The sequence below is a fragment of the Bacillus sp. CD3-5 genome (assembly GCF_006349665.1).
In the GTDB taxonomy this organism is placed as follows: domain Bacteria; phylum Bacillota; class Bacilli; order Bacillales; family Bacillaceae_G; genus Bacillus_A; species Bacillus_A paranthracis.
In genome coordinates, this window is the sequence record NZ_VEPX01000003.1 from 14386 (window position 1) to 28218 (window position 13833).

7 protein-coding genes are annotated in these 13833 nt (G+C 33.7%); 3 read left to right on the plus strand and 4 right to left on the minus strand.

What is annotated here, in order from left to right:
- Positions 1–30: 30 nt before the first annotated feature.
- Entirely contained in the window at positions 31–1368 is a 1338-nt protein-coding gene (locus FH036_RS07535; RefSeq protein ID WP_139895600.1) for an NAD(P)/FAD-dependent oxidoreductase, read from the plus strand.
- Between the two features lie 465 nt (positions 1369–1833).
- Positions 1834–3753, plus strand: coding sequence for an LTA synthase family protein (locus FH036_RS07545; RefSeq protein ID WP_139895601.1), 1920 nt, complete (start codon positions 1834–1836; stop codon positions 3751–3753).
- A 99-nt stretch (positions 3754–3852) separates the two neighbouring features.
- On the opposite strand, the gene FH036_RS07550 is transcribed toward FH036_RS07545, so the two are convergent.
- Complete coding sequence (locus FH036_RS07550) at positions 3853–6666, minus strand: dynamin family protein (protein ID WP_139895602.1); 2814 nt, start codon at positions 6664–6666, stop codon at positions 3853–3855.
- A gap of 550 nt (positions 6667–7216) precedes the next feature.
- Here FH036_RS07550 and FH036_RS07555 point away from each other — a divergent pair.
- Positions 7217–7402 (plus strand): hypothetical protein, encoded by a 186-nt coding sequence (locus FH036_RS07555; protein ID WP_000461128.1) that lies wholly within the window; start codon positions 7217–7219, stop codon positions 7400–7402.
- Positions 7403–7791: 389 nt separating this feature from the next.
- Here FH036_RS07555 and FH036_RS07560 read toward each other — a convergent pair whose 3' ends face one another.
- The 3 genes from FH036_RS07560 to mutS form a co-directional block, all read right to left on the minus strand.
- Entirely contained in the window at positions 7792–8778 is a 987-nt protein-coding gene (locus tag FH036_RS07560) for a choloylglycine hydrolase family protein (protein WP_070806745.1), read from the minus strand.
- Positions 8779–9043: 265 nt separating this feature from the next.
- Positions 9044–10987, minus strand: a complete 1944-nt coding sequence (gene mutL, locus FH036_RS07565; protein WP_139895603.1) for a DNA mismatch repair endonuclease MutL — start codon at positions 10985–10987, stop codon at positions 9044–9046.
- An 8-nt stretch (positions 10988–10995) separates the two neighbouring features.
- Positions 10996–13674, minus strand: a complete 2679-nt coding sequence (mutS, locus tag FH036_RS07570) for a DNA mismatch repair protein MutS (protein ID WP_000196007.1) — start codon at positions 13672–13674, stop codon at positions 10996–10998.
- Positions 13675–13833 lie beyond the last annotated feature (159 nt).

The window sequence follows — 13833 nt, forward strand, 5'->3', positions numbered from 1 at the left end:
AACAAACTATTCGTTAGCGGGTGAAAGAATATGTATGATGTTACAATTATCGGCGCTGGAGTAAGTAGCATTTTTATGGCTTATTTACTAGCTAACAGTAACAAAAAGGTTTTAATTCTGGATAAAGGGAAAGCGCTAGAAGATCGCCATTGTCCTTTAGACGAAGGAAAAGTGTGTACTTGTACTACATGTGATAAATATTTTGGGTTTGGCGGGCTAGGAAAATCTGAAGGGAAATTTAATTATACAAACGGATTTGGTGGAGAACTTGAGCAAAAAGTCGGCAAAGAAGGCTTTAAACAACTTATGGCTGAAGTAGATGAAATTCTATGTCAGTTCGGAGGAAGCTCTGTTTCAAAATATTCTACAGAAAATCCAACTCTCAATAAGAGGGCTGAAGCTTGTGGTTTGCAAATGCTAACAACAGAAGTACGGCATCTTGGTACTACCCTTTCAAGTGACATTTTTCATCAACTCTATGAATTTTTACTTCCGAAAATAAATATACAATTTCATATAGATGTGCAACATATTATGAAACAGAAAGATCATTTTACAATAGAGACAAATGAAGGAACAGTTCAATCTGAGCAACTAGTATTTGCAACTGGGCGTTCCGGAGCAAACTGGTTAAAAAAAATGTGTACTTCTCTAAATATTTCTCAAGAACAAACTCGTGTAGATTTAGGTATTAGAGTAGAGATGAAAGAACACCAATTACGCTCTATATTAAAAGATACATTCGAGACGAAACTTTCTTATGAGCAGGAAGATTTCACAGCAACTACGTACTGTATGAATCCAAAAGGACGCATCATTAGAAAGTACGAAGAAGGTTTAGTTATGCCTGACGGTCAAAATTTTCGAGAGAAAGGAACTGGTACACCTAACTTAAATTTCACTTTATTTATCCCGCGCTATTTTCCAACTCTCAAAGAAGCAAATCTGTATGCAAGCTCAATTATTAAAAACATTAACCAAGGACGAGAGCGAATTGTTATACAGCGCTTAGAGGACTTATTAAAAAAAGAACCTACAATAGCGAACGATATGAAACATAACCGTATACAGCCTACACTACAAGGAGATTATGGAGATTTGAATACAGAAATTCCTCCCTTATATATTGAAGGACTTAAAGAATTTTTATTACGCTTAGAACAATTTATCCAAGAACCGATCGATACAGATACTTTATTATATGGAATTGACGGAAAGTTTTATGCTCCTACGATAAAACTCAATAACCATTTTGAAACGAGTATACATGGGCTATTTTTAGTCGGAGATTGTTCAGGCGTCACTCATTCATTATCTCAAGCTGCTGCAAGTGGGTTGTATGTTGGAAAATATTTATCTATGGTTTAAATTCTTTTAAAATACCAATTAAATATTTTAAATTTCACAACGCTTTATTTATGTACCTTATCCTTCCCCCCTAACGACTACCCCGTAAAAAATCAGGGTTTTACGAGATACATATGTAACATAACTATGTATGTAAAACGATTGACATTCAATTCTAACAAATTGAATGTCAATAGTTTTAAAAGCCCCTATTCATTTCCACTTTCATTTGTTCGATATTTTGTAACATCATCATAGTGTTTAATATGTTAGGATGTCTATAAGTATTTTTTACTACAACTATGACTTTTTCTATTCTGTTTCTAAAAAATAGATTTATGCTTTGAAATTTCCTATTGTACGTATATGAATACTTCATATTATGACCTTTAGAAAGCATAAGCTGAATGGTTCATTACACTTATATAGTTATAAAAATATAATATATAACACAAGTTAAATAAATTGTATAAAGAAGGAGTAAAAATGAAAAATAAAATCAATTTACAAATGCAAAATATAAGCTTTGTTTTAATAATTGCTTTAGCAGTATGGTTAAAAACATATCTTATTACAAGATTCAGTTTTGATTTAAAAATTGAATCTTCTACACAAGAGCTTATTTTGTTTATTAGCCCTCTCGCTGCATCATTAGCTTTTGTCGGATTCGCATTATTTGCAACCGGTGAAAAGCGAAATTATATCGCGCTATGTATTAATTTCTTATTAACAATTGTACTTGTTGGGAATGTAATGTTCTATGATTTTTATAGTGATTTCATTACGTTACCAGTACTTGGACAAACATCAAACTTTGGCCAATTAGGCGGTAGTATTATAGAAATATTGAACTACAAAATTATACTCGCATTCGCAGATATTATTTTCTTCTTTATTTTATTAAAGAAGAAAGCACTAGTCTTCCAAACGGGGCGCGTAACTCATTCGGCACGCTTGTTATATTTTCTCTTAACGATTGGTGTATTTTTTGCAAATCTACATCTTGCAGAAAAAGAGCGACCTGAATTACTAACGAGATCTTTCGACCGAGTCATGCTTGTTAAAAATTTAGGACTATACACGCATCAAGTATATGATTTAACACTACAAGTAAAAGCAGGATCACAAAAGGCACTTGCTGATAGTAGTAAATTACAAGAAACAGAAAACTACGTGAAGGCAAACGAAAGTGAGCCGAATCCTAACATGTTTGGTATAGCGAAAGGAAAAAACGTAATTGTTGTTACTCTTGAATCCTTACAAACCTTTTTAATAGGCGCAACAGTTAACGGACAAGAAGTTACACCATTTTTGAATGAATTCATAAATGAAAGCTATTACTTTGATAACTTTTTCCACCAAACTGGGCAAGGAAAAACATCCGATTCTGAATTTCTAATCGATACGTCGTTATATCCATTAAATCGAGGAGCTGTATTCTTCACACACGGTAACAATGATTATACTGCGACTCCAGAAATTTTACGTCAGCAAGGTTATTTCACTTCTGTATTCCATGCGAATAATGCAACATTTTGGAATCGTAATATCATGTACTCTGCTCTCGGTTATGATCGTTACTATAATGAACTTGATTACAAAATTACGCCTGAAACAAATTTAAATTGGGGCTTAAAAGATATCGAGTACTTTGATCAATCAGTAGATATATTAAAAACTATTGATCAACCATTTTACGCTCGTTTCCTTACTTTAACGAACCATTATCCATTTACGTATGATGAAGATACTAAATTCATTGAACCATATGACTCTGGTAATGGCGTATTTGATCGTTATATCGTAACAGCACGTTACTTAGACGAATCCATTAAAAAGTTTATTGAGCGTTTAAAAGCCGAGGGAATGTATGATGATTCTATTATTGTTTTATATGGTGATCATTATGGCATTTCTGAAAAACATAATCGCGCAATGGCACAGTTTTTAGAAAAAGATCAAATAACAGAATTTGACACTTTTAATTTACAACGTACACCTTTATATATTCATATGCCTGGTCAAACAGAAGGTGAAACGATTTCAAAGCCTACGGGCCAAATCGATATAAAACCTACTATTCTCAATTTATTAGGGATTGATACTACGAACGATATTCATTTTGGTCATGATATGTTTTCAGATAAATATACCGGTTTTGTCGTTTTACGTGATGGTAGCTTCATTACAGACAAATACGCATACAAAAACAACACTTTCTATGACCGCATAACAGGTGAAATTGTAAATTTACCAAAAAAAGAAGCTCAAGCACTCATTAACCGTGCACAAAATGAATTACGAATGTCTGACAAAATTATTGAAGGCGATTTATTACGTTTCTCAGAAAGTAATAAAATTAAAACTGGTGAAGTACAAACTAAAATTAAAGAGACTGAAAAATAATCTTAATATGAAAAGGGAGCAACTCGTTACAGTTGCTCCCTTTTACTCTCTTATAACATGTGATGCAATTTCACATAAAAAATCTTATATATTTTACTTTTATTCTGCACTTGTTTCTAAAATTACATCTGTATAAGTATGATCATCACCCATATGTAAAATTACTTCACATTGACGTAATCTCAATTCAAAGAGCATGATAGAATCATGATAAACTTCAGGGTTTGATTTCATTTTATGTAACATCTCTTGTTTTTCTTGTATTTCGAATTGCATATTTTCTACAGCTTGTTTCAAGGAGTTAAATGGATTCCTAAAGAATATATGAATATCTCGCTCTTGTGTGTTTTCGAATAGCTCAAATTGCAAGAAAAATTTCTTCATAATAGAATCCGTTACCTCGGTATAATCTTCATTTTCTACATACTGTTTGTATTTGTTATATAGCATAGTTTTGTTTTTCGGAAGAACTCCAAATAATTTACCGGCACTTTTCAATAAAAATTGTGCTGGCGTAAATCGACGTAAAATATTTACTTCATCCATTTGTATGCTATTCGTCATTCTGTCAGTATCTCTGCGCCAGTCATCAAGCACTTTAAAGTCACATTCTAACTGTATTCGATTTTCTCCAAATAAAGAATTAAGTCCTTCACTAAGTTCTTCTAAGTACGATTGACTTTGAAGGAGCTCATTATGAGAAGTGGCAATCCAATTTTGCATAGAAAGAGCAAGATGAGGTAATACAGTTTGTTCTAAATATTTATGCACTCTTTCGTTCATTGCTTTATTTAGTTCTGTATCCATGTGACCGAAATCACTGTCTTCACTCATTAAATCAGAACAACTCTGTAATATCTTCGGTATATTTTCAGTAAGTTCGTTCGTAATTTCCATTTTCATTGTACGATATGACTGTGTAATGAAATGAATTTTTTCCCTCTCAAACGCAGTAAGGTTATTCATGCTACCGTTTAGTTTCACTAGCATATCTTCATTCCAATTAATAGCATCCACGAGATTGTTTTCTTTTTCAACACGTTTATTTAAAAGATATGTAATTGTTTTTCGGATGAAGAACAATAGCTTTTCAGTACGTTCTGCATCAATATTTTTATGATTAAAGTTAAAATGAATAAACTCAGTTAACTCATTTAATTGTTGACTACTTGTATATAACGAAGAATAAGGAAAAATTCTCGCTTGCGGGAAATATGTGTTTATTCTCGCTGCCGTATCTTGTAATACTCTTTTCACTTCTGCTTCACTGTAAATGTTATCAATTTTATTTAATAAGAAATGAATTTGTAAATTTGGTGTATGTTCTTGAATGCTTAATAAAATATCACGCTCTTTATCAGTAAACGGTGAATCCGCATTCAATACAAACAATAATTCATCCACAGAATTTAGATATTCAAATACTTCATCCCTAGTGTCATTATTCCTATTAAATCCAGGTGTAACTACAAATGTAAGTTTATTTTCATTTAAAAATCTACATGGTAATTTAAATTCAACACATGCTCTATCTCTATACGTTTGATGGTGCTGAGACATCATATTATGATAATCAGAGATATCTTCCGTTGTTGTAATTGCAGCGTCTGTTATGGCGTTAATTTCTGTATGAGCATCATTTTTTAAAACTACTACATTTGAAATTGATTTTTCTACTATATTTTCTCCTAATATAGAGTTAATAAATGTAGTTTTTCCGTTCCCTGAAGTTCCCGTTACTAAAATACGATTTGTTCTTAAATCCGCAAGTTCGTCAACTAACCATCTAAATCGGTGACCTATTTCTATATTGTGCTTTTGTGCCCACTGTGTAATAGATTCAAAAAGATGTAGACTGTACTCTAAAGCATTCACATGATTCATAGAATATGACAGTAGGTTTTCCGCATGTTTTATATTTGATGAATCTATTTGGTTAGGAAAAATTTCATCCCATGCCAATACAGCTGCTGATGGAAATACAGCATAAGACGGATTGACTACTTTTAACCAATTTGTTAAAAGACTTGGAATGATATCGTGTAATTGTCTAAGCGTATATTTCCCTTGAATTAATGCAAAGTATGTTTCTTCGTAAAGAGAAGAAATTTTGTCCCATATATCGGAAGACTCTATTTCAATATGTAAGAAAAATTCATTTATTGTGTTAAGCCACAATAAGTAATTTTGTTCATTTTTATAACTGTTCCAAAGTGATGAAACCATTTGCGTAAATTGTACTTGATCTACATTATTTAATGTAACTAATGCATCATAAAAATAATCTGGTGAAATATGTTTAGTAAATCCTTTATCGATATATCCTTTTAACACCTCAAACCACGGATAAGATTCTGTTCGAATTAACTCATTCACAGCAAGCTCTACTGCACTATCAAAATCTTGTTGTTCCTCATAAAAAGAACGGGCAATTTTTGTAACATTCGGATAGTCTGGATTTAAAGAAACTGCTTCTTTAATAACAGCGAAAGCTGAATCAAAATTATTTTGCTCTATGTAAAGAGAAAGTAATTGTAGTCTAATTTCAGTCATCAATATTATATTATCAGTAGCAATGGAAGTATAAACATTTTCAGCAACTGCTAATTGATTCAGTTCGAAATAAGCATCCGCAATATTTTTTTGTGCCCATGGTGCTAATTCATTACTAACCTTCTCCCATTTAAAAATAGCTGCTTCAAAATCTTGATGCTGATAATAAAATTCACCTTGCGCAAAACGAATATAAGATCCATCAGAAACCTCATTTTTTTCTTCGTTTACATAAGCTTCTCCAAGTACGTCAAGAGGTGATTTTGTTACATTCTCCATTAGAAATGTTTCATAATACATCTTTTTTATTAATTGTTTTTCTATTCTCATCTTTTCCCCCACTATATCTTGAAAATACATTTTTAAGATATGTCAACACTTTATTTATGTATGCTTTTTATCTTAACAAAGAATATCTTTTGGAAAATTTCATTTTCCTTTCATTTTTCAAGTAAGATTGAATTTTTATGAGAAAAGTTTCAGTTTTTTTTCAATTCCCTTTCAGTTATGAAACAGCATTAAATGTTCCTAATAACATAATAACACTATAATATCCCGCATTATATTATCAGGAAAACCCTATATGAAACATATTATAAAAACAATTTATAACGAATATATATGCAAAAATCACTTCACCTAACATAAAAGAGTTCATCACATAGTGCTTGCTTGATAGACATATATACTAAGTTTCTTCAGAATTTCACATACACCATGATAATTTAAACAACAACAATAGTGAGCAGCTATTCATACAATATCTTTCTCGAATTGTTTTCCTTTAGAACACTTCAGTAGTTACGTAATTAAATTCCATTAACCTCTATAAATAACTAGTCCAAAAAAAATCTATATGCATATCATGTTATAGTAAAGAATTCAGGAAATCGTAAAAGGAGGCATTTTCATGTTTGAAGATAAATCTAAAATAAACTACCCGTATGAATTTACTGAAACTACAACAATCCCGCTAAAAAACCCTATCAATAAAAATTTCAAAAACGGCTCTGGTACACATACTTTCCCAATTAAGAAGCATTATAAAGAGCAGGTGCTATATACGGAAAAAATTAATAATAATAAAAATAAATAAGCGTATAGGCTCTTATAACAATTAATCAAATAAGAATCTATATTAGACTTTGCATAGTTATAGGTAATATATAAGGCTTTCTTATACAACTCATGTACTTTTAAAAAGTGCTGATATACAGCGCTTTTTTATACATAGATAATAGAAGAACAAAAAAGGTATGGATATTTTCCACACCTTTTTTGTTCTTTACTATTTATAAATAAATTCCACCTTCACTGCTCCTTAGCCAATGCTCCTAGCAGCAAAATTCTACTTGTTGGAGTCATTGAAGAAAGGAGTAAATTTATGATAAATCCCAAAGCTAAAGAAGCATCCAAGAATGATATAAACCATTATTGCTCTATTATATATATTCAAAAATGCACCAAACATTGTTTCAAAGCTGCTTAGTTTTCATAAAATATTTTTTGTTTCCGTTGGAACGGATAGGCTTTAATCTCATCTGTATCTAAATTTTCATGAAATAAATGAATAGCTATAATTTGTCTACAATCGTAAGTATGATAATAATATGTTCCGGACTCCATACACATTACACTTGTATATATGGTATTATCTAATGCACCTTCTTCTGTTATTACTCCACCTTTAGGTACCTCGCAATTTGATAAGATATGAAAAAGGGCGGATACTCCCTCTTCTTCACTATCTATACCTTGAATGTTTTGTTTGCCATATGCTGCCCGCACAAACCTCGATGGCGGGGTGAAATCCCCTGGAAGTCCCATTGAGCCTGAGCCCTGGCCAAAAGCACTTAATGGTAAATTACTCCATTCTGTTGGCGCGAATGGCTGCGATTTAAGGCCAATATATTGTCTTAAATTTTGCAAATGCCAATTAAACTCCGGACTATTCGTCATCACTCCTAGTGGGTTATCATACATCTTTAATCCTTCATTTGTCGGCTCCAGTACAATGCAATCTCCCCATTTATCCGCTAAGATCCAATGTAGCGGTGGCGTAAGTCCTAAATCCGGTAATGGTATATCCAAAAAGGTAATGCTATCTACAGATTTCTTTAACTCTTTGACAGAATTGAATTGTGTAAGACTCCAAGCTACAAAATCAAATGGAGCTAAATTCGTTTTAATGTCATCTATGCTTTGACTATAAGTAGCGAATCCTGGAAAATAGAGTGTTGCACATGTCATACCTGCTTCATTTACTCCGTCCGCCATAATGATCCTTCCTTGATGATTAATTCCCATTCCGACCGTAGCATGTTTCGTATGAATGATTTCACCAGTTATATTATTCCACTGGTAATGCCGAGGAATGATTATTACTTCTTGATTCATATCTAATGTGAAATCCATCGTTCTTGCAAAAAGATGCTGACCGTTTTTTGTCTCTAATGTCAAACTAGTACACATAAAGAACACCCCATTTTATGGTTTTATCTACACTTTACATAATTCTGATAAGTCTGTAAATTAAAAACCTCTTTCCTTACAAACAAATTAAGAACGTACATATAAATTACAAATAGGTTGAGGTTATCTCTAGTTTATAAATTTTTAAAATATAGTTGCAAAAGAATTATATGAAAAAGGAGCGAATTGTTACTATCGCTCCTTTTTATTTCTTGCTATATTTTATTAAAATAACCAGAGACCATTTTCTCTATGAACAGTATCCCTACATAACCCTCTTAAACATCTTCTCCAACTCATACGTAGAATGATGCACAAGAATTGGTCTTCCGTGCGGGCATGTGTATGGGTTTGTTGTTGTACGAAGTTCTTCCAGTAAAGCAAATATTTGATCGTTCGTTAAATATTGATTTGCTTTAATTGAAGCTTTACAGCTCATCATGATGGCTGCTTCTTCACGTAATTTTTTAATATCAACTTTTTTTAGTTTAACGACCTGCTCCATCATTTCATCGATAATTTCTGTTTCTTGCCCTTTCGGGAACCACGTTGGATGCGAGCGAACGATAAAGGATTGATGGCCGAATTGCTCCAAAAATAGTCCAACTTTTTTTAGTTCTTCTAGCTGCTCTTCGACACGTAAAAATTCAGTAAGAGATAAATCGATGCGGTATGGTACAAGTAATTCTTGTACTTCTTGTGCTACCCTTCCTACTTTATCACGGAAGTATTCATAATTAATACGTTCCTGCGCGGCATGTTGGTCAATCATATATAAGCCTTTATCATTTTGAGCGAAAATATATGTTCCATGCATTTGTCCAATTGGATAAAGCGGCGGTAAATCATTACCGTTCATTTCGATTTCTTCTATTTCCTGAACTTCTTCTTCCAATTCCTCTAATTCAAAGTCTTCATCGTTACTGTTCCACGATTTCTCTTCTCGAATCGGTTCTTCTATTATCGATTTTGTAGATGGTTGCCAACTTTGTTCTTCTCTCACGAGCGACTGTGGTGGTTGCCATTCTTGCTTCGGTGGTTGCCAAAGCTGCGCAGGCTGTTTCACAGCCTGCGGTTCTTCATGTTTTTCATCCATGCCCGTCGGTAAAATGATATCCGGCATGGATGGTTCTTTCGGCTTCGCATGCTCAAACTGGAACTGTTCTTGCACACTTTCATCTTTTTCTTTTTTCTTCGTTGTTACACCTGCATCTGGAATGAGCTGTATTTTTTTGAATGCTGCTTGCAATGTTTCTTCAATCAGCTTTAGTAATTCTTGTTCTTTACTAAAACGAACTTCCAATTTCGCTGGATGTACGTTAACGTCAACAAGCATTGGATCCATTTCAATTGATAAGAAGCCGATTGGATATCGTCCGACTGGCAGTAATGTATGATATCCTTGCTGAATAGCTTTCATTAATACGAAATTTCGAACGTAACGGCCATTTACGATTGTTGACATATAATTACGAGATGCTCTCGTTACTTCTGGTAATGTTACATAACCTTTAATTGTGAAATCTAAAGATTCCGCTTCAATTGGAACAAGCTTCTTTGCAACTTGAATGCTATAAATCGATGCAAGTACTTGTCTTACATCACCATTTCCTGATGTATGAAGCAATTTCTTCTCATTATGAAACAGCTTTAATGACACTTCTGGATGCGACATTGCAATACGATACACAATATCTGTAATATTACCAAGCTCTGTATGAATGGTTTTCATATATTTAAGACGCGCTGGTGTATTAAAAAATAAGTTTTGTACTGTAATATCTGTTCCCTTTCGGCTCGCTGTTTTCTCCTGCTTTATAATGTCTCCACCTTTAATAATAAGGTGTGTACCAGGTGCATCACCTGTACTAGTGATTAATTCTAATTCACTAACTGAGGCAATACTCGGCAATGCCTCACCGCGGAAACCGAGTGTTCTTATGCGAAACAGATCATTTTCATCTTTAATTTTGCTCGTCGCATGTCGTTCAAAAGCGACGATACAATCTTCTTCTGCAATGCCATCTCCATTATCAATGATGCGAATTTTCGATAAACCAGCTTCTTCTAAGTGGATTTCAATAGATGTACTATTCGCATCGATAGAATTTTCCACAAGTTCTTTTACGACTGAGGCAGGGCGCTCTACTACTTCCCCTGCCGCAATTAAGTTAGAGAGTTGGTCATCGAGTTTGCGAATTTTCCCCATCTACTTACTCATCCTTTCTTTAACTTTTTTTGTAAGCGATACAGTTCGTTCATCGCTTCTAAAGGTGTCATATCAAGTAAATCAATTTTTTTAATTTGCGTAAGTACTGCTGTTTCTTTTGCATCTAGAACTGGCTTGTCTTGTTTTTTCGAAGACTGCTCTGTGCCAAAGAATGATAGTTGTGATTCTTCTTCATTGTCTACCTTCGTTTCTTCTATTGCTACTGGTTCTTCTTTTACAACTACAGGTTCTGGAATTACTTCTTGCTCTTGCGCTTTCACTTCTACACGCTTCGGAATAATAATTTCTTCCTGTCCTTCTAATTGCGCTAACACTTCTTTCGCTCGAGCGATTAAGCTATCTGGAAGCTCCGCAAGTTGCGCAACATGAATTCCGTAACTTTTATCAGCTGCCCCGTCTTGAATTTTATGAAGGAATACTACTTTTCCGTTCTCTTCAATAGCTGAAACGTGTACATTTTTCAGTTGATCTAAACTGTCTTCTAACACGGTCAATTCATGATAATGCGTAGAGAATAACGTTTTCGCACCAATTTGGTCATGAATATGTTCAATGATTGCTTGTGCAAGTGCCATACCATCATACGTAGATGTACCGCGTCCAATTTCATCGAATAAAATTAAACTTCTTTCTGATGCGTTTGCAATGGCATTTTTCGCTTCTAACATTTCGACCATAAATGTACTTTGACCTGAAATTAAATCATCCGCCGCGCCAATTCTCGTAAAGATTTGGTCAAATACAGGTAATACTGCTTCTGTTGCTGGTACGAAACAACCAATTTGCGACATAACCGTTACAAGTGCTAATTGTCTCATATACGTACTTTTACCAGACATGTTCGGTCCTGTAATTAAAAATACATCCATATTCTCTGGCATAATACAATCATTCGGTACATACAATTTCCCGTTCAATACTTTTTCTACGACAGGATGACGACCATCTTTAATGAAAATTTCACGCTTCGTTGTTAGTACAGGTTTTACAAACTGTTCCTCTTCACTCACTGTCGCAAAACTTTGCAGTACGTCTAATTCACTAATTACTTTCGCTAAATGCTGTAATTTCGGAATAAATACTTTTACTTCTTCACGAAGCGCTGTAAATAAATCGTATTCTAGTTGTACAATTTTTTCTTCAGCTTCTAAGATTAATGTTTCTTTTTCTTTTAGTTCATCTGTAATGAAACGTTCCGCATTAGCAAGCGTTTGTTTACGCTCGTAGCGGCCTTCTGGTAATGCTCCAAGGTTCGCTTTCGTTACTTCAATGTAGTAACCGAAAATACGGTTGTATCCGATTTTTAACGATTTAATTCCTGTAATATCACGCTCTCGTTTTTCAAGCTCAGCAATCCACGTTTTTCCGTTTTTACTCACATAGCGATATTGATCAAGCTTGTCATTATAACCATCTTTAATAATATCTCCATCTTTAATAGAAAGCGGTGGATTTTCTTGAATACTTCTTCCTAGTAATTCTGTTAAGCTCTCACATGGATCTGCACCTTGAATTAATCTCGCTGCATACGCGTTATCTAACAAACTAATCGCTTCTAAAATAGCTGGCACTTGTAGTAACGAGCGTCTTAACTGTAATAAGTCCCGTGCATTAACATTACCAAATGCAACTTTCCCTGCTAAACGTTCTAAATCATATACTTCTTTTAACTTTTCTTTTAAATCTTCACGCAAGAAGTAATCATTTACAAACGTTTCGACCATTTCTAAACGCTCTTCAATTCGTTCTTTCTGTATAAGTGGACGTTCCATCCACTGTTTTAACATACGACCACCCATAGCCGTTTTCGTCTTATCTAATAGCCATAGTAAAGATCCTGTTTTTTCTTTCGTTCGAAGTGTTTCTGTTAGCTCTAAATTTCGCTTTGAATGCACATCAATTTTCATAAATTGATTCGTATAATAAATTTCCACAGGCTGTAAATGATCTAATGAACGTTTTTGCGTTCTTATTACGTAGTTAAATAAGCGCCCAACTGCTTTAATTAACTTTGCTTGTGAAACGTTTTTCACAAGATGTTCTAACCCTTCTGGGATTGCCGTTGCATCTTCATATGAAATCGTCATCTTTAACGTTTCTGTTAACTTGTTTAATTCATCTTTTGAAAAGGAAGAATCTACAACAATTTCTTTCGAACCCGTTGCATACACTTCTAATAAAATATCTTCTACTGAACCAGTCAATAACGTTACTGTATTTTGTCCAGTCGTTAAATCGTTACAAGCTAACGCATATGATCCATCTTCAAAATGTGTTAATGCGGCTAAGAAGTTATTTTCTTTCTCATCAATTGTACGCCCTTCCATCATCGTTCCTGGCGTAATTAATTGTACGACTTCACGGCGCACTACACCCTTAGCTGTTTTTGGATCTTCTACTTGCTCACAAACCGCTACTTTATATCCTTTTTCAACAAGTTGTTCAATATAGTTTTTAGCCGCATGATACGGTACACCGCACATCGGTATACGTTCACTACTACCACCGTCTCGGCTCGTTAATGTAATTTCAAGTTCGTGGGCTGCTTTAACCGCATCCTCAAAGAACATTTCATAAAAATCACCTAAGCGGAAAAATAAAAAGGCATCTTGATAGTCTGCCTTAACTTTTAAATATTGCTGTATCATAGGCGTATATTGCGTCATACTTATCCTCCATAATTCTTACATAATAATCTATATTCATATATGTCACATTTCACGGACACTCTTATCTCCTATTTCAGGAGTCTTTCTTCATTATAGCACATTTCATTAGCAATCATGTTCATCTAAGCACCACTTATGTAAAGTAAAAAGCTAGGA

What these genes read in the sequence shown, in the direction of transcription:
- FH036_RS07535 (WP_139895600.1), top strand. Translation starts at nt 31, where the DNA reads ATGTATGATGTTACAATTATCGGCGCTGGAGTAAGTAGCATTTTTATG.
- FH036_RS07545 (WP_139895601.1), top strand. Translation starts at nt 1,834, where the DNA reads ATGAAAAATAAAATCAATTTACAAATGCAAAATATAAGCTTTGTTTTA.
- FH036_RS07550 (WP_139895602.1), bottom strand. Translation starts at nt 6,666, where the DNA reads ATGTATTTTCAAGATATAGTGGGGGAAAAGATGAGAATAGAAAAACAA.
- FH036_RS07555 (WP_000461128.1), top strand. Translation starts at nt 7,217, where the DNA reads ATGTTTGAAGATAAATCTAAAATAAACTACCCGTATGAATTTACTGAA.
- FH036_RS07560 (WP_070806745.1), bottom strand. Translation starts at nt 8,778, where the DNA reads ATGTGTACTAGTTTGACATTAGAGACAAAAAACGGTCAGCATCTTTTT.
- mutL (WP_139895603.1), bottom strand. Translation starts at nt 10,987, where the DNA reads ATGGGGAAAATTCGCAAACTCGATGACCAACTCTCTAACTTAATTGCG.
- mutS (WP_000196007.1), bottom strand. Translation starts at nt 13,674, where the DNA reads ATGACGCAATATACGCCTATGATACAGCAATATTTAAAAGTTAAGGCA.